Below are 16,292 nucleotides of genomic sequence, written 5' to 3'. Positions count from 1 at the left end.
TTCCCGCAAGTTCATTGTGCCTGAAAGAGGACGGACCGAAAAGTACCAATTTCGCCTGGTACCTCCGTTATTCGACTGCAAACATACATGTTCGACATAAGCCGCGCGGGTTCCTGTCGCCGGATCGGGACACGTCAAATAACCCGAACCGATCGCGGCCCGGGCTGATGGGTAAGACCTTATTGCTCCGCCTTGACGATGCTTTTGCCGAACAGATACAGAACGCCGACCCCTCCGAACATAAGTGCAAGCAGAAAATAGAAGTAAAACACAAGCGCCACCTCCCGGGACTGGATTAGAAAATCGAGCACCCCCACTGTAAGCCAGACTGAAGGAGCTGTAACCACCCAATTGCGAGATAATGCGGCCAGCCAAACCGCTTGGTAACGGGCGGGACGGGCGCTTCAAGGACGGCGGGTGAACAGCCAGAACAGCAGGGCGGCGGCGCTGACAGCCGCGCCGAGCAAGCAGACGCCGGTCCAGCCTGAGGCATGATACGTCATCGTGGAGGCGATCGAACCGGCCGCGCTGCCGAACGAGTAGAACATCATATAGCCGGCGGTCAGCCTGCTCCGGGCTTCCGGCCGCACGGCCAAGATGAGGCTCTGGTTGGTCACATGCACCGCCTGCACGGCCGCGTCGAGCAGGACGATGCCGGCGAGCAGCGCGAACAACGAATGCGGAGTCATCCCGATCGGCAGCCAGGAGACGAGCAGCAGAAGCAGCGCCGCTCCGGTCGTTCGCTGTCCGAGGCCGCGATCGGCCAATCTGCCGGCGCGCGCGGCCGCCATCGCTCCGGCGGCTCCCGCCAGTCCGAAAGCGCCGATCGCCGTATGCGACAGCGAGAAAGGCGGGGCGCTGAGAGGCAGCACCAGCGAAGTCCACAAAATGCTGAATGCGGCGAAAATCAGCATGGCGAGGACGGCGCGAACCCGCAGTATTCGCTCCTGCGCGAACAGCAAGAGCATCGATCGAAGCAGGCCGGGGTAGGTGACGGATTCGCTTGCAGGCTCGCGGAGAGGCAGCGTCCGAAGCAAGGCGACGGCCATGACGGACGTGAGCGCCGCCGATGCGAAGTACACGGCGCGCCAGCCGCCCATATCGGCCAACAAGCCCGCGAACGACCGGGCAAGCAAAATGCCGATGACGATGCCGCTTGTCACCAAGCCCACGATGCGTCCCCTCTCGGCAGGGGAAGCCAAAGCGGCCGCGTACGCGACCAGCGTCTGCGTCACGACGGCGAGTCCTCCGACCGCAGCCATGCCGACGAACAGCGTCGCGCTCGACGAAGAGAGGCCGACTGCCAGCAGCGCGGCGACGGACAATAGCATCTGCGCCCCGATCAGTTTGCGGCGGTTGAGCAGATCTCCCAGCGGCACGATCAGCAGCAGACCGAGCGCATAGCAGATTTGCGTCACCGTAACGACTATGCCGATCGTGGAGCGGGCGATGCCGAATTCTCCCGCGATCGAATCGAGCAGCGGCTGAGCATAGTACACGTTCGCCACCGCCAGCCCAGCGGCAGCGGCAAACAAATAGGCCGCACGTAGCGAAAGAGGGGCCGGCTGCGCGGCTCCTGCGCCAGGATGGCCGACCTCCGCCGCGCTCCCCGAATGCGAAACGCTATTTTTCATGTCCCCATTCCTCCTGATTCTTCTGCATTTTATTATGTACCGAACGGTAAATAATATAGCGTCACAAATATAGCTTTAAAGAATCAAATCTGTCAACTCCTACAGTCATCCTTTGACAATCAACTTTATAAGGCGTATATTTTAAAATACCGTTCGATACGAAATGAGGGAGAAGTATGGCGCGTACGAGAGAGTTCGACGAGGAGCAGGCGCTCGATGCGGCGATGCGGCTGTTTTGGGAGAAGGGGTTCGAGGGGACGTCTTTAAGCGATCTGACGGCTGGCATGGGCATACAGCGCCCGAGCCTGTACGCGGCTTTCGGCGATAAGAAGGAGCTGTTCGAAGCCGCGCTTCGCAAGTATACGGGCGACCATGCCGCTTACGTCCGGGGCTCTCTGCAAAACCGCGCTTCTATTGTTGAGGCTTTCCGAAGCCTGTTTCGCAGCACGACGGCAACCGTGGACGAAGAGGGGCCAAACCGGGGATGCTTCTGCATCAACTCGATGGTGGAGCTGGCGCCGCATGACGAGAAATTCGCGGTTTTGACCAGGGAGCATCAGATGTATATCGCCGTCCTCTTCCAGGAAGCGATCGAGCGGGGGATTCGTTCCGGAGAGTTGGACCCCGGCCTTCCTGCCAAAGGCTTGGCGCAAGCGCTGGTCGTCTCGTGGATCGGATTGACGGTGCTGGCGAAGTCCCGTCCGCCCCGGTCGTTTCTCGATCAGTCCGTGGAGGAAACGGTCGCGCTGCTGAGGCGAAACCGCACGGGCCAACCCTAAACCGGAATTTGTGACGGGGCCGACATAAATTTATGACAAAATGATGGTGTCTCCGCGAAAGCCGCGAATGATCGCGCAAGTTATGTTAGCATAGGGGGGAGGATAATCTGGAAGGAGCGGATAAGCCGTGCAGCGAGTTCAAAACGGTCGTCTGAGTCTTGAAATGCCCACGAAATCGTTTATCCATGTCTTATTCGATACGATAAAAATCGGAATCATCAAATCCAACCTGATCGCGATGTTCGCCGGCTTGTGCATGGCCTTATACGTAGAAGGAATCCCGTTCTTCGACAAGATCGGCACGATCGTCCTGGCCGGGATCGGATCTTTTCTCGTGATCGGTTCGGCCGGCGCGTTCAACAATTTGTACGATCGGGACATCGACGCTATTATGGACAGAACGAAGGAGCGGCCGACCGTAACCGGATACGTCGGCACGAGGAGCGGGCTGTTCATCGCCATCTGGACCGCCGTATTCGGCCTGATCGCCTTGTACGTTGCGTCTCCGCTGGCGGCGCTGTTCGGTTTTCTCGGTCTGTTCCTGTACGTCGTTCCTTATACGATGTGGACCAAGCGGACGACGATCTACAACACGGAAGTCGGAAGCCTCTCCGGCGCGATGCCTCCCCTGATCGGATGGGCGGCCATCTCGCCCGATCTGACGCATTCGGGGGCGCTGGCTATCTTCGCGATGATGCTCGTCTGGCAAATGCCCCATTTCTACGCGATCGCGATCCGTCGGATGGACGAGTACCGCGCGGCGGGCATTCCGATGCTTCCCGTCGTCAAGGGCATCCGCAGAACGTACGTGCAGATGAACGTCTATTTGGTCGCGCTCCTGCTGTCCAGCGCGCTGTTCTGGCCGTTCAGTCCGGTCATCGCCGTCTCGAACGCGGCGTTAAGCGTCTGGTGGCTGGCGCTCAGCGTATCGGGATACCGCCGCAAGCCCGAGAAGAAGTGGGCGAACGCCATGTTCATATTCTCGTTGTTCCATATTACGGTTCTCATGCTGGGGATTATCGGCTTTTCTCTCGTCATGCCGCTGATTTAAACTACGCCTGTTTTGCAAAAAAAATCGAGTCCCTAGCGGGCTCGATTTTTTTGTCGACGGATGGCGAAAAATCGTTATTTTGGGCGATTATGAATTAAAATAAAGCGATTTATTAGATTTATCTCAGCTTCTCTTTATTTTGCTTAATAGGAAGAGATTTTTCGCGAATTCGAATAGGGGCCGATACGGCAGGATATGGGAGGATAAAGCCGAATAGGGCCGCTGAGCCCCCCTCAGCGGAGCTGAGTCCGACTCAGCCCTGCTGAGCCTCGGATATGAAGGGTGAGCCTCGAGCCGATCCATGTTACCATAACAACCGTGTTTGACCAAAATAAGGGAGAAAAGGAGTTCGAGGAATGAAGAAATGGATTCACGTCAGGCTTGGCTTGGTTTTGTTGGTTTCGTTGGGGGTGCTGGCGGGATGCGGGAGCGGAGACAAGCAGGAAAACCCGGACGCTTCCGGCGGCGCGGCGGAAACGACGTTGGAGAAAGCGCAGCGTGAAGGTTATATTTCGGTCGGATTCGCCAATGAAAGACCTTATGCCTATGCGACGCCGGACGGCAAGCTGACGGGCGAGGCCGTGGAAATTTCCAGGAAAGTTTTGGCCAACCTGGGAATTGCGGAGATGGATGGCGTTCTGACCGAATTTGGCTCTCTCATTCCCGGATTAAAAGCGAAGCGCTTCGATCTGATCACGGCAGGGATGTTCATCACGCCGGAAAGAGCGCTGGAAGTCGATTTCGCCAATCCCGAATACAGTATAGGCGAAGCGATCGCAGTAAAGAAGGGCAATCCGCTGGGGCTTCGCAGCTACGAAGATATCAAGGCGAATCCGCAGGCTAAGGTAGCTGTGATGGCTGGCGCGATAGAAGCGGAATATTTGGAGAAGGTTGGCGTTGCGCAGGACCAAATCGTCATCGTGCCCGATCAGCCGTCCGCCGTTTCCGCGCTGCAAGCCGGTCGCGCCGACGCCATTACGATGACCGGTCCTTCGCTGCAAGCGATGCTGGAATCCGCCAAGGACGACGGCATCGAGCGGGTCATGGATTTCGAACAGCCCGTCATTGACGGAAAGAGCGTAAGAGGCTACGGAGCCGCCGTATTCCGTCAAGAGGACGACGATTTCCGGGAAGCCTTCAATGCCGAACTGCAAAAGCTTAAGGACTCGGGCGAACTGCTCGCGATTTTACAGGAATTCGGCTTTACCGAACAGGAGCTTCCGGGCGACGTTACCGCGGAGGAACTCGTGAAGTAATGGATGGGCTTCATTTGGAGTTGCTGCCCCCTCTGCTGAAAGGGTTCAAAACGACGCTGATGCTGACGGCTTTAAGCATTGTTGCCGCGCTCGCGTTCGCTATGCTTGCCGGGCTGGCCAGAATGTCCCGGCGCGTCTGGCTTCGCTGGCCGGCCGCAGCTTACGTGGAAGTGTTTCGCGGCACTTCGCTGCTCGTGCAGCTGTTCTGGATTTATTTCGCGCTGCCGATGCTGCTGGATATTCAACTGTCGGCGATGACGGCAGCCGTACTGGCGCTGAGCCTGAATTACGGCGCTTACGGCTCGGAAGTGGTGCGGAGCTCGATCTCGGCCGTGCCGAAGGGTCAGACCGAGGCCGCGATCGCATTAAATATGACTCCATCGCAGCGACTTCGCCTCATCATTCTTCCTCAAGCATGGAGAATGATGCTGCCCGGATTCGGAAATCTGCAGATCGAGCTGCTCAAGGGAACGTCGCTCGTTTATCTCATTACGCTTGCGGACGTCACCTATCAGGCGATGATGCTGCGAACGTACGATCTTTCGAGCACGGCTGCCATCTTCGTGTGGCTGTTGGTCCTGTACTTTGCGGCGGCTTGCGCACTGACGTTGCTGGTCCGATTGGCCGAACGAAGAGCCGCGGCAGGAAGGAGCTAGCATGTGGAAGTGGGAGTACGTCGAGAAGATTTTGCCGAAGCTGCTTGAGGCGATACCGGTCGCCGCAGGCGCAGCGCTGGCCGGATTCGCGTTGGCCGTCTTGCTTGGCCTTCCGATCGCCTTGGCCAGAAGATCGCGCAACCGCTGGCTTTCGGCGCCCGTTGCGGCCGCCGCCGAATTTGTGCGAAGCACGCCGCTTCTTGTCCAGCTGTTCGTATTGGTGTTCGTATTGCCGCAATCGTTCGGTATTCGGTTGTCGCCTTTCTGGGCGGGAGTGCTCGGTTTGGGCATCCATTACAGCACTTATTTGTCGGAGGTTTACCGTTCCGGCATCGAAGCGGTTCCGAAAGGACAGTGGGAAGCGGCGATCGCGCTGAATTTCGGAAAATGGCGAACGTGGAGCCGAATCGTGCTGCCGCAATCCGTTCCGCCGACGCTTCCCGTCATGGGGAACTACTTGATCACGATGTTCAAAGAGACGCCGACGCTGTCTGCCATTACCGTCGTGGAATTGCTCATGACCGCCAAGATCGCAGGCTCGGCCTCGTTCCGATACGTAGAAGCCTTCACCCTGGTCGGTCTCATTTTCCTTTTGCTGAGCTATCCGTCCGCTCTGCTTGTGCGCATGCTGGAAAAACGGCTGCAGCGAAGAGAAGGGAGAATTGGATCCCGATGAATCAGAATAATCCGATAAATCTGAATAAAACGCCGATTGTGCGGTATCGCCACATTACGAAAGCATTCGGTGAGCGAACGGTGTTGAACAAGCTGGATCTGGATATCTTCCCCCGCGAAAAGCTGGCTCTGATCGGCCCCAGCGGGTCGGGTAAAACGACGATCGCGCGGCTGTTGATGACGCTGGAGAAGCCGTCGTCGGGGACGATCGAGGTCGACGGCGAGATGCTGTGGCACATGCCGGCGAAAGGCAAGCTGGTGCCGGCGAGCGAGAAGCATCTCCACCGCGTTCGCGGGAAAATCGGCATGGTCTTTCAGCACTTCAACCTGTTTCCCCATATGACGATTATGCGAAATGTATCGGAGGCTCTTGTGCATGTGCGCGGATTGGATAAGGAAGAAGCCAAACGCCGTGCGGCCGAAATGCTGGAACGAGTCGGTCTGAGCGAGCATGTCGGCCACTATCCGTCGCAATTGTCGGGAGGTCAGAAGCAGCGGGTCGCGATCGCCAGAGCTCTCGTCATGGAGCCGAAAATCATGCTGTTCGACGAAGTGACCTCCGCGCTCGATCCCGAGCTGGTAGGCGAAGTATTGGAAGTCATCAAAGGAATTGCATCTCAAGGGGATACCGCCATGATTTTAATTACGCACGAAATGGATTTTGCCCGCGACGTGGCCGACCGAGTGCTGTTTACGGACGGCGGGAGCATCGTCGAGCAAGGAACTCCGGAGGAGATTTTCGAGCGTCCGCAAAGTCCAAGGCTTCAGGCGTTTCTGTCCCGCTTTCTGAAGGAAGAGCCCAACGGCCGAGTAGCCGCAGGTGCAGAGCCATGAGCGGCGGGGACAAGCGGCTCCCCATCGTAACGTTCCGTATTCCGGGCGAATCGGACGGGGCCCGCATGTGGGAAATCGCGAGGGACAGCGGCAAGCTTGATCTCAATTCCGCTTATTTCTATTTGGCAATGAGCCGATGGTTCGGCGACAGCTGCCGAATCGCGGTCGACGAGACGGGGCAGTCCGCGCTCGGCTTCGTCATCGGATTTCGACAACCCGCAAGTCCCGATACGCTGTTCGTCTGGCAGATTGCCGTAGCCGAGAACATGCGGGGGCGAGGGCTTGCCGGCAAACTGCTCGACGAAGTAACCGATCATGAGGATGTTCGTTTCGTGGAAGCTACCGTGTCGCCCTCGAATACCGCCTCGCGCGCGCTGTTCGAGAAATGGGCGGGTTCGCGCGGCCTTGCGGTTCGTATTTCGTCCGGCTTCGAGGAACGTTGTTTTCCCGGACGTTCGCATGAGCGCGAGGAACTGTATCGAATCGGACCGCTCATAGACAAAAATGGGAGTGAAGGAGGAGTCGGCTGAACGATGGAACCGTCGACAAGCAAAAGGAACGATATGCAGGTATTCGAACGGAACGAATCGGAGGTCAGGAGCTACTGCCGATCGTTTCCGGCCAAATTCGAAAAGGCGTCGGGCTATACGATGTGGGACGTCGAAGGCAAAGCTTATCTTGATTTTTTTGCGGGCGCAGGCGCGTTGAATTACGGGCATAATCCGCCGGAAATGAAGCGGAAGCTGATGGCGTATTTGGCCGAAGACGGCATTTCGCATACTTTGGATATGGCGTCACGGGCCAAGGAGGATTTTCTCTCCCGGTTTAGCAGAATCATTCTGAAGCCTAGAGGTTTGGACTACAAAGTGATGTTTCCGGGTCCCACGGGAACCAATTCGGTGGAGAGCGCCCTGAAGCTCGCCAGAAAAGTGACCGCACGTCAGACCGTCATGGGCTTTACGAACGCGTTTCATGGCATGACGCTCGGAGCGCTTGCCGTTACGGGTAACAAGTTCAAGCGCGGGGGCGCGGGCGTGCCGCTGCATCATGCCGTATCGATGCCGTATGACGGGTATTTGGGATCCGACATCAACACGTTAGACTATATCGAGAGCTATCTGAAGGACAGCGGAAGCGGAATATCGCTTCCGGCGGCCATTATCGTCGAGACGCTTCAGGGAGAAGGAGGCATTCATGTTGCCTCGGATCAATGGCTGAAGGGGTTGGCGTCGATCTGCAAGCGGTACGGAATGCTGCTTATCGTCGACGACGTGCAGATGGGCTGCGGCAGAACAGGCCCCTTCTTCAGCTTTGAGCGAAGCGGAATCGTTCCCGATATCGTCTGCTTGTCCAAGTCGATCGGCGGGTACGGCTTGCCGATGGCGCTGACCTTGATCAAGCCGGAGCTTGACAAGTGGAAGCCGGGAGAGCACAACGGCACGTTCCGCGGCAATAATCTGGCTTTCGTAGCCGCCTCCGAGGCGCTGAACTATTGGCAAACCGGCAGATTCGAGGAGGAGATCGGGGAGAAGGCGCGCTTCCTGAGCGGAGAACTGGAAAACATGACGCGGGAGTTCCCGGGCTTGAACGGAGAACGGAGAGGGTTGGGACTGATGCAGGGCATTGCGTTTGAGCCCGGCATGGCCGACCGGATATCGCGATTGGCGTTCGAGCGCGGACTCATCATGGAAACCTCTGGAACCGACAGCGAGGTCATCAAGATTATGCCCCCTTTGACGATCGATCGCGAAGGGCTGAAGAGAGGACTCGGCTTGCTCGAAGAATGCCTTGTGGAGCTTGTCGACGAGAAGCGGGCCTTGTTGGCTCATTAGATTCGATATATATATGAAGAGAGGCAGGAATGCAGCATGATCGTCAGATATTTGGAGGAACGTGTCGGAACGGATTTCGATGTCGCGGCGTCGACGTGGAACAGCCGCCGGCTTTTATTGAAGGACGACGGGGTCGGCTTTTCCTTGCACGACACGATCATCAAGGCCGGAACAGAGACGCCGATCTGGTATAAGCATCATGTCGAAGCCGTCTACTGTATTGAAGGACAGGGCGAAGTCGAACTGGTCGAAACCGGCGAAAAGCATGCGATCCGACCCGGTATGCTGTACGTGCTGAACGGTCACGAAAAGCATCTTCTCCGAGGCGCAACCGATATGAGGATGATTTGCGTATTTTCACCCCCTTGCACGGGACAAGAGGTGCATGACGAGGAGGGCGCCTATGCGGCGCCGCAATCCTGAAATCCATATCCATTTCTGGGAGCGTGAACGAGATGACGATTGCAACCGATTTTTACCCGACTCGCAAGGAAGCCAGACCCTCTTTTATTGAAAGAGTCGATCCCGTTGTCTACGATGCGGAGATTCGGCAGCAGGAAATCGATAAGCAGCAGCTTTCATTCTACGAAGAAAACGGCTATCTGTTTCTGGAGGAGTTCTTCAGAGCGGAGGAGGTCGACGTTTTTAAGGCCGAAACCCGGGAATTGCTTGCTTCCTGCCAAGGTTCGACTCGGCCGGAGGTCATTCTTGAACCGGGCGGAGACGAGGTTCGCTCCGTTTTCGCGGTTCACGGCAGTCATTCGTTCTTCAAGGAGTTGGCCGTTCATCCGAGACTATCCGCCATCGTTCGGCAAATTCTGGGCAGCGAAGTCTATGTTCATCAGTCGAGAATCAATTTTAAGCCCGGCTTTACCGGCAAGGAATTTTATTGGCATTCCGATTTCGAAACCTGGCATGCGGAGGATGGCATGCCGCGCATGCGCGCGTTGAGCTGCTCGATCGCGCTGGAGGACAACAATCCTTATAACGGGGCGCTGATGGTCGTTCCCGGGTCGCATCGGACGTTCGTCAGCTGCGTCGGCCGAACGCCGGACGACCATTACAAACAATCGCTGCGCAGGCAGGAGTACGGCGTGCCGGATCAGGAAAGCTTGGCCCGGCTGGTCGAGCAGGGAGGCATTCAGATGCCCGTCGGCAAAGCCGGATCCGTGCTGCTGTTCGATTGCAACCTGATGCACGGTTCGGCCAGCAATATTTCTCCGTATCCTCGCAGCAACGCGTTCTACGTGTTCAACAGCGTCGAGAATCGGCTGCAGAAACCGTTCTCCGCCGTCAAACCGCGTCCGTCCTTCATCGCGTCGCGCTAAAACAAGCGCGCGCCCTGAAGCCAGTCCGAAATCTCGGTTAACCGAGGTTCCGGACTGGTTTTTTACTTATATTTTTCCAGTAAATGCGCAATAATAAAACGGTACGGGTTCAAGAGATGCTCGTTCACAAAATAGACAAATTCTCTTCATCTATTCTTCATGTGAAGATAGGCGAATGATGATATTATTTGTAATAAGCAGTAGATAAGAATAATTATAGACTGCTAACAATTCTCAATTAGTTTTCACAAACATTACCCTATAGGAGGAATTGCAATGTCTCTGATTGGAACAGAAGTCAAACCTTTTAAGGCGTCCGCCTACCACAACGGCAAGTTTATCGAAGTATCCGAAGAAAGCTTCAAAGGAAAGTGGAGCGTCGTATGCTTCTATCCGGCGGATTTCACGTTCGTATGCCCGACCGAGCTGGGCGACCTGCAAGATCAATATGAAACTTTGAAATCTCTTGGCGTAGAAGTTTACTCCGTATCGACGGATACGCACTTCACCCATAAAGCATGGCACGACAGCTCCGAGACGATCGGCAAAATCACGTACATCATGATCGGCGATCCGTCCCATACGATCTCTCGCAACTTCGACGTGCTGATCGAAGCGGACGGCCTGGCTGACCGCGGCACGTTCATCATCGATCCGGACGGCGTCATCCAGACGGTCGAAATCAATGCAGGCGGCATCGGCCGCGACGCAAGCACGCTGGTCAACAAGATCAAAGCGGCGCAATACGTTCGCAGCAATCCGGGCGAAGTGTGCCCTGCTAAATGGCAAGAAGGATCGCAAACCTTGAAACCAAGTCTTGATCTCGTAGGCAAAATCTAAAGGGGGCTGCTCCGGTGTTGGATGCGGATATCAAACAACAACTCAGCCAATACCTTCAGCTCCTGGAAGGCGATGTGCTAATCCAGGTTAGCGCATCGTCCGACGATGCCGTATCCAACGACATGCTGGCTTTCTTGGAAGAGCTGGCCGGCATGTCTCCCCGGATTACGACCGAGAAAGCTCAGTTGGCAAGAACGCCGAGTTTCAGCGTGAACCGGGTCGGAGAGGATACGGGCATCGTCTTCGCCGGCATCCCGCTCGGACACGAGTTCACTTCGCTCGTGCTGGCGTTGCTGCAGGTGAGCGGACGGGCTCCGAAGGTAGAACAAAACGTCATCGATCAAATCAAAAGCATTAAAGGCCATTATGCGTTCGAATCTTACGTCAGCTTGAGCTGCCATAACTGTCCGGACGTCGTGCAGGCGCTCAACGTGATGAGCGTCCTGAATCCGGGCATTTCCCATACGATGATCGACGGAGCCGCCTTCAAGGACGAAGTCGAGAGCAAGGACATTCTGGCCGTGCCGTCCGTCTTCCTGAACGGGGAGTTTTTCGGCAGCGGACGCATGTCGCTGGAAGAAATCATCGCCAAAATCTCCGACGCCCCGGACGCTTCGGAATTCGAAGGCAAAGAGCCGTTCGACGTGCTCGTTATCGGCGGCGGACCGGCTGGCGCAAGCTCGGCGATCTACGCGGCGCGCAAAGGCATCCGCACAGGCATCGTCGCGGAACGCTTCGGCGGTCAAGTGATGGACACCGTCGGGATCGAAAACTTCATCAGCGTGAAGTATACCGAGGGCGCCAAGCTCGCCGCGAGCCTGGAGGAGCATGTCAAGGAATACAACGTCGACGTCATGAAGCTGCAGCGAGCCAAACGTCTGGAGAAGAAGGACTTCATCGAAGTCGAGCTCGAGAACGGGGCCGTGCTGAAGAGCAAGACGGTTATTCTGTCCACCGGCGCGCGCTGGCGCAACGTCGGCGTTCCGGGCGAAGCGGAGTTCAAAAACAAAGGCGTCGCCTACTGTCCGCACTGCGACGGTCCGCTGTTCGCGGGCAAACACGTCGCGGTCATCGGCGGAGGCAACTCCGGCATCGAAGCGGCGATCGACCTTGCGGGCATCGTCAGCCATGTCACGGTGCTGGAATTCATGCCCGAGCTGAAGGCGGATTCCGTGCTTCAGGATCGTCTATACAGCCTTCCTAACGTCACGGTGCACAAGAACGTGCAGACGAAGGAAATTACCGGAACGGACAAGGTGAACGGCATCTCCTTCATCGACCGGGCTACGGGAGAAGAGAAGCATGTCGAGCTGCAAGGCGTATTCGTGCAGATCGGTCTCGTTCCGAATACCGATTGGCTCGGAGATACGCTCGAGCGCACTCGCATGGGCGAGATCGTCGTCGACCGCCATGGCGCGACGAGCTTGCCGGGCGTATTCGCCGCGGGCGATTGCACGAATAGTCCGTACAAGCAGATCATCATTTCGATGGGATCGGGCGCGACAGCCGCGCTCGGCGCATTCGATTACCTGATTCGGAATTAGATGCGGGAGGCCGGACAGCTGCCCTGAACGGGGCCGTTCGGCTTTAACCTGCAGAAGGATGAAGCGCCGGTGCGATCAGATCGAGAAACGCATTTACTGGTTTCCGATCTTTTTTTCTTTTATCATCCGTCAATACGACCACGATGCGCAGATCGGGGATGACGTAGACATATTGTCCTCCGTAGCCTCGGGCATAAAAATAGTCGAAAGAGGAAGAGAGGGGCGTGCTCGCATTGTCGCCGGCGGCTTGCTCCGCGAACGTATCCGTCCACCAATGCCAGCCGTAATAGCCGACATTCGGCGGGCTGGCGGGAACAGCCGGCTGCACGGAACGGATCGCGCGCTCCTCGGAAACCAACTGGCCCTCCCCCAAACGGGCCCGATTCAAATAGAGGCGCCCGAATTCGAGCAGATGCGCGGGGCTCAGTCGCAAGCCGTATCCCCCCGTATAAAGGCCTTGCGGATCGGTCTCCCATTCGTATGATTCGATGCCGAGCGGACCGAACAGCTCCAGCTCGGCAAAGCGGGCGATCGGCATCCCGCATGCCCGCGCGAGAATCGCGGACAGCAGTTGGGACGCGCCGGAGCTGTACTCCATTCTACGTCCGGGCGCTTCCGCCATCGGTTGGGAGAGCACGAAATCGACCCAATCGTCGGACCGCGTCATGCGCGGGAACGACTGGATTCCGCCGAACTCGGTCCACTTAAACCCCGGGGTCATTGTCATCAGATGCTCGATCGTAATGTCCCTTTTCCGGGAATCGGGGTCCGATCGCAGCTTCGGGAAAAACTCGGAAATCGTCGTGTGAGGTTCCGGCAGCATTCCTCGGTCCATAGCGATGCATAGGAGAGCCGACAGAATGCTCTTCGTGCACGAATTGACCTTGGCCAGCTCGTCCGGAATGCGCGAATGGCGGTAATGCTCGAACAGCAGTCGTCCGTCCCGGCTGATCAGGCAGCTTCTCAGGTCAAGAGGGAGAATGGCGGTTGTCAGATGAGATAGGTTCATACGATAGATGTTATCGTCTTGGGCGGGGGAATGCAAATTCGGAGTTCCGGGGCCGTCGTCATACGAAAAAAACAAAAGGAACAGATTCCAGGCGCATGCACGCGTCAACTGAATCTGTTCCTTTTGCTTGAAGAGCGCCGTCAAGCGGTGCTGGCGGACTTTCGCGCCAAGGATCGGACGTAAGCGAGCAGTTCCCCGAAAGGAATTCGCACCAGCGACGTTCCGTTGGCAGCCTGCAGGCTTGCGCCGGGCAACGAGGCGAGCTTGGAGTAAAGCTTGGCCAGCTCGGCCGGGCCGCCGGGAACCCAGAACTGAAACCATTCAACGTCCGGATTGGCTTCGCGAGCGACGTCCAGCAGCGCTTGCAGTCCCTGAACGAACAGCGGAGTCCCCCGATGCTTCGGGAGAAGGAAGGCGAGTTCCGCCTGGCACACATCGCGATCTTGATGATCGTTCGCTCCGGTGCCGAAGACGACCCCCGCCGCGCCGACCATTTCGTACGACTCCTCGTCGATAACGAGCATCGCCTTGCCCAGAAGGAGCGGACTGCCGGCGAAGCTGAGCTTGACTTGAAACGGGTACGGCAGGTTCAAGTCCCGATGATGCTTCAAGACGAACTTGATATAGGCCTCATGGTCCATATCGAACCTGCATACGCGGAAAAGATAAGGCATTACTTCGTGACGATGACCGGAGCCGCGCGGAGCGAATCGTTCACCTTGACGATTTTGCCGAATCCGGAACCCTTCTTGATATCTTTGATGTCCGGTTTAGCTGGATACATGAGCTTGTCCTCCTTCGGAAATAGTTGGAATTGCCCTTTCATTATAGGGGATTCAGTCGATTAAGAATATACCTAATTCGGTGTATTTCTCCGGAAAACATCGATTCCTGTCCGACGCTGCCTTCCCGCGTACCTTCGAAAGGGGCGATTTTCGCATACAGCTTGCATAGGTAGGGATTGTCCGAGAGCGCGCACAGCCGGACGACTTCGACCTCGGGGTAATGGTCGGAGACGTAGTCGATCATATGACGCATCCCTCTCAGAAACAAGCGCGTGCCCCTGCGCTCCTTGTCTACGATGCCTACGTCGATGAGCACGCTGGCGCGATCGCGAACGCCTTCTTCTGACGGTTGAATATAGAAGCCGGATGCGCCGACGATTCGTCCGTCTTCATCCACTCCGTAATGCAAATGACCGTCTGACATGTACCCGTACAGAATCGTGACCATATCTATCGTACACAAAGAAGGGTGCAAGTCTCTTCGGTGCTCTACCATGTACAGCGAGACTTGGGCGAAATCGTCGTCTTCGACGCAACCTCGGAACCGTATCGTCATTTTCGTGTTTCCTCTCCTTGCGGGCGAATGGTTGCATATGCCTCTATTGTATACCATAGGCTGATTCTTTTTAATAGAGCTCTGCAATCTCCCGAGAAATATGATTAAATAAGTGAAAGTGCTGATTAACAGTCGATCGCGTATGGAGGAGAGGGGAGTTTGGGATGAGAATCGTATTGGCGCCGGATTCGTTCAAGGGGAGCCTGAGCGCGGTGCAAGCCGCGTACGCGATGGTCAGAGCGGTGCGGGACGCGCTGCCGGACGCGGAAGCGATCCCCCTGCCGATGGCTGACGGGGGAGAAGGCACGGTGGACGCGCTCGTGGCGGCGGGCGGCGGAGAGAAGCGGCCGATAGAGGCGACGGGGCCGTTGGGCCTGCCCGTGCGCTCGTACTACGGAGCGATAGGCCGGACGGCCGTGCTCGAGGCCGCCAATCTGTTCGGGCTGACGATGGTTCCGGAAGCGGAACGCAATCCGCTGCGCACGACGTCCGCCGGACTGGGCGAAGCGATTCGTGCCGCGCTGGACGCCGGCTTCGCGGATTTCGTCATCGGGCTGGGCGGGAGCTCCACGAACGACGGCGGAATCGGGATGCTTGGTGCGCTCGGCGCGGTCTTCCTCGATCGTTCGGGAACGCCGCTGCGCGGCTTCGGGGCGGACTTGGCCGAGATCGCGTCCGTCGATTTCTCCGGCCTCGATCCGCGCCTCGCCTCCGCCCGGATCACGGTCGCCTGCGACGTGCGCAATCCGCTGCTCGGCGAGGACGGTGCTGCGGCCGTCTACGGTCCGCAAAAAGGAGCGACGCCGGAATTGTGCCGCCGCCTGGACGATGCGATGGCCGTTTATGCGGACAAGATTGAGTCAGATAGAGGCGCTGCGCTGCGAAGCGAGCCCGGAGCCGGAGCGGCTGGCGGCCTCGGCTTCGCCTTCCTGGCCCTCGGGGCCAAGCTTGCGCCGGGAGCCGAGGTGCTGGAAGCCTACGTCGGGCTGAAGGAGCGGATCCGGGACGCGGATTGGGTTATTACCGGGGAAGGAAGAAGCGACGGACAGACGCTGTACGGCAAGCTTCCTCTCCACGTCGCCAAGCTGGCCCGCGAGACGGGAACGAAGGCGGTGCTCCTGTCGGGCAGTCTCGGTCCCGCGAGCGAAAGGCTTGATTCTTACTTCGCCGGCTGCTTCTCCATCGTCGAGGGCCCGGCGACGTTGGCGGAATGCATGGAGAACGCCGAAGGCAGCCTCTATCGTGCGACCCGCCGCATCGTCCGGCTGATCGCCGCCGCGAGCGAGCGCTCGCTTCCCTGATCGTTCATGCTTTGGAAGCGGGCGGTAACTCATAAGAGTCGAGTATGCGCACACCTTTGCGAATCACTCCTGCAGGCGTATACTATTTAACGGCTTTCCGAGAGAAGTCCCCTTCCTCTACAGGGAGGGGATGAATAGCGGCCAGGCGAAGCCTGGAAGCTCTTATTGCTCCGGTTTGTGGCAATTTGATATAATCAGTCTTAGATTGGTAT

The 16,292-nt window shown here is 57.3% G+C and carries 17 protein-coding genes; 13 read left to right on the top strand and 4 right to left on the bottom strand.

The features are described 5' to 3' along the window. Nucleotides 1–404 precede the first annotated feature (404 nt). Complete coding sequence (locus ACESLM_RS25240; protein ID WP_372635946.1) at nt 405–1,634, bottom strand: MFS transporter; 1,230 nt, start codon at nt 1,632–1,634, stop codon at nt 405–407. A gap of 176 nt (nt 1,635–1,810) precedes the next feature. Between ACESLM_RS25240 and ACESLM_RS25235 the strand changes: the two genes are divergently transcribed. The 12 genes from ACESLM_RS25235 (at nt 1,811) to ahpF (ending at nt 12,429) form a co-directional block, all read left to right on the top strand. Beyond that, the gene (locus ACESLM_RS25235) at nt 1,811–2,413 is read left to right on the top strand and encodes a TetR/AcrR family transcriptional regulator (protein WP_372635943.1); all 603 of its coding nucleotides are present in this window, start codon (nt 1,811–1,813) and stop codon (nt 2,411–2,413) included. A gap of 163 nt (nt 2,414–2,576) precedes the next feature. After that, a complete protein-coding gene (gene cyoE, locus ACESLM_RS25230) occupies nt 2,577–3,464 on the top strand; it encodes a heme o synthase (protein ID WP_372635972.1) in 888 nt (295 codons plus the stop codon). Between the two features lie 356 nt (nt 3,465–3,820). Continuing rightward, a complete protein-coding gene (ehuB, locus tag ACESLM_RS25225) occupies nt 3,821–4,720 on the top strand; it encodes an ectoine/hydroxyectoine ABC transporter substrate-binding protein EhuB (RefSeq protein ID WP_372635940.1) in 900 nt (299 codons plus the stop codon). Continuing rightward, the gene (ehuC, locus tag ACESLM_RS25220; RefSeq protein ID WP_372635937.1) at nt 4,720–5,376 is read left to right on the top strand and encodes an ectoine/hydroxyectoine ABC transporter permease subunit EhuC; all 657 of its coding nucleotides are present in this window, start codon (nt 4,720–4,722) and stop codon (nt 5,374–5,376) included. The genes ehuB and ehuC overlap by 1 nt, the downstream gene beginning before the upstream one ends. 1 nt (nt 5,377) lies before the next feature. Beyond that, nucleotides 5,378–6,052, top strand: coding sequence for an ectoine/hydroxyectoine ABC transporter permease subunit EhuD (ehuD, locus tag ACESLM_RS25215; protein WP_372635935.1), 675 nt, complete (start codon nt 5,378–5,380; stop codon nt 6,050–6,052). Then, the gene (ehuA, locus tag ACESLM_RS25210; protein WP_372635933.1) at nt 6,049–6,885 is read left to right on the top strand and encodes an ectoine/hydroxyectoine ABC transporter ATP-binding protein EhuA; all 837 of its coding nucleotides are present in this window, start codon (nt 6,049–6,051) and stop codon (nt 6,883–6,885) included. Before ehuD ends, ehuA begins: the two co-directional genes overlap by 4 nt. Further along, a complete protein-coding gene (gene ectA, locus ACESLM_RS25205) occupies nt 6,882–7,415 on the top strand; it encodes a diaminobutyrate acetyltransferase (protein ID WP_372635931.1) in 534 nt (177 codons plus the stop codon). Before ehuA ends, ectA begins: the two co-directional genes overlap by 4 nt. A gap of 3 nt (nt 7,416–7,418) precedes the next feature. After that, nucleotides 7,419–8,717 carry a diaminobutyrate--2-oxoglutarate transaminase gene (gene ectB / locus ACESLM_RS25200; RefSeq protein ID WP_372635928.1) on the top strand — a complete coding sequence of 433 codons (1,299 nt, stop codon included), beginning with the start codon at nt 7,419–7,421 and terminating at the stop codon, nt 8,715–8,717. Between the two features lie 36 nt (nt 8,718–8,753). Continuing rightward, nucleotides 8,754–9,140: an ectoine synthase gene (locus ACESLM_RS25195; RefSeq protein WP_372635925.1), complete on the top strand. Its 387-nt coding sequence runs from the start codon at nt 8,754–8,756 to the stop codon at nt 9,138–9,140. A 32-nt stretch (nt 9,141–9,172) separates the two neighbouring features. Then, on the top strand, nt 9,173–10,045 hold the full coding sequence (gene thpD, locus ACESLM_RS25190) for an ectoine hydroxylase (RefSeq protein ID WP_372635922.1): 873 nt from the start codon (nt 9,173–9,175) through the stop codon (nt 10,043–10,045). Nucleotides 10,046–10,321: 276 nt separating this feature from the next. Next, on the top strand, nt 10,322–10,885 hold the full coding sequence (gene ahpC, locus ACESLM_RS25185) for an alkyl hydroperoxide reductase subunit C (RefSeq protein ID WP_094046656.1): 564 nt from the start codon (nt 10,322–10,324) through the stop codon (nt 10,883–10,885). Between the two features lie 14 nt (nt 10,886–10,899). Beyond that, the gene (ahpF, locus tag ACESLM_RS25180; RefSeq protein WP_372635919.1) at nt 10,900–12,429 is read left to right on the top strand and encodes an alkyl hydroperoxide reductase subunit F; all 1,530 of its coding nucleotides are present in this window, start codon (nt 10,900–10,902) and stop codon (nt 12,427–12,429) included. A 43-nt stretch (nt 12,430–12,472) separates the two neighbouring features. On the opposite strand, the gene ACESLM_RS25175 is transcribed toward ahpF, so the two are convergent. The 3 genes from ACESLM_RS25175 to ACESLM_RS25165 all read right to left on the bottom strand — a co-directional run bounded on the left by ACESLM_RS25175 (nt 12,473) and on the right by ACESLM_RS25165 (nt 14,779). After that, nucleotides 12,473–13,438 carry a serine hydrolase domain-containing protein gene (locus ACESLM_RS25175; protein ID WP_372635916.1) on the bottom strand — a complete coding sequence of 322 codons (966 nt, stop codon included), beginning with the start codon at nt 13,436–13,438 and terminating at the stop codon, nt 12,473–12,475. Between the two features lie 140 nt (nt 13,439–13,578). Continuing rightward, nucleotides 13,579–14,079, bottom strand: coding sequence for a hypothetical protein (locus ACESLM_RS25170; protein ID WP_372635913.1), 501 nt, complete (start codon nt 14,077–14,079; stop codon nt 13,579–13,581). Between the two features lie 184 nt (nt 14,080–14,263). Next, a complete protein-coding gene (locus ACESLM_RS25165; protein ID WP_372635910.1) occupies nt 14,264–14,779 on the bottom strand; it encodes a GNAT family N-acetyltransferase in 516 nt (171 codons plus the stop codon). 164 nt (nt 14,780–14,943) lie between these two features. Here ACESLM_RS25165 and ACESLM_RS25160 point away from each other — a divergent pair, with 164 nt between their 5' ends. Beyond that, nucleotides 14,944–16,080, top strand: coding sequence for a glycerate kinase (locus ACESLM_RS25160; protein ID WP_372635907.1), 1,137 nt, complete (start codon nt 14,944–14,946; stop codon nt 16,078–16,080). Nucleotides 16,081–16,292: the final 212 nt, after the last annotated feature.

Source organism: Cohnella sp., assembly GCF_041641335.1.
Lineage (GTDB): Bacteria > Bacillota > Bacilli > Paenibacillales > Paenibacillaceae > Cohnella.
The sequence above is the reverse complement of the archived record's forward strand: the minus strand, read 5'-3'. Positions and strand labels throughout refer to the sequence as shown.

Coding starts and splice junctions, on each gene's coding strand:
- ACESLM_RS25175 (WP_372635916.1), bottom strand. CDS start 13,438: ATGAACCTATCTCATCTGACAACCGCCATTCTCCCTCTTGACCTGAGA.
- ehuC (WP_372635937.1), top strand. CDS start 4,720: ATGGATGGGCTTCATTTGGAGTTGCTGCCCCCTCTGCTGAAAGGGTTC.
- ACESLM_RS25235 (WP_372635943.1), top strand. CDS start 1,811: ATGGCGCGTACGAGAGAGTTCGACGAGGAGCAGGCGCTCGATGCGGCG.
- ehuD (WP_372635935.1), top strand. CDS start 5,378: ATGTGGAAGTGGGAGTACGTCGAGAAGATTTTGCCGAAGCTGCTTGAG.
- ehuA (WP_372635933.1), top strand. CDS start 6,049: ATGAATCAGAATAATCCGATAAATCTGAATAAAACGCCGATTGTGCGG.
- ACESLM_RS25170 (WP_372635913.1), bottom strand. CDS start 14,079: ATGGACCATGAGGCCTATATCAAGTTCGTCTTGAAGCATCATCGGGAC.
- ACESLM_RS25165 (WP_372635910.1), bottom strand. CDS start 14,779: ATGACGATACGGTTCCGAGGTTGCGTCGAAGACGACGATTTCGCCCAA.
- ACESLM_RS25240 (WP_372635946.1), bottom strand. CDS start 1,634: ATGAAAAATAGCGTTTCGCATTCGGGGAGCGCGGCGGAGGTCGGCCAT.
- thpD (WP_372635922.1), top strand. CDS start 9,173: ATGACGATTGCAACCGATTTTTACCCGACTCGCAAGGAAGCCAGACCC.
- ehuB (WP_372635940.1), top strand. CDS start 3,821: ATGAAGAAATGGATTCACGTCAGGCTTGGCTTGGTTTTGTTGGTTTCG.
- ectB (WP_372635928.1), top strand. CDS start 7,419: ATGGAACCGTCGACAAGCAAAAGGAACGATATGCAGGTATTCGAACGG.
- ACESLM_RS25160 (WP_372635907.1), top strand. CDS start 14,944: ATGAGAATCGTATTGGCGCCGGATTCGTTCAAGGGGAGCCTGAGCGCG.
- ahpC (WP_094046656.1), top strand. CDS start 10,322: ATGTCTCTGATTGGAACAGAAGTCAAACCTTTTAAGGCGTCCGCCTAC.
- cyoE (WP_372635972.1), top strand. CDS start 2,577: ATGCCCACGAAATCGTTTATCCATGTCTTATTCGATACGATAAAAATC.
- ACESLM_RS25195 (WP_372635925.1), top strand. CDS start 8,754: ATGATCGTCAGATATTTGGAGGAACGTGTCGGAACGGATTTCGATGTC.
- ectA (WP_372635931.1), top strand. CDS start 6,882: ATGAGCGGCGGGGACAAGCGGCTCCCCATCGTAACGTTCCGTATTCCG.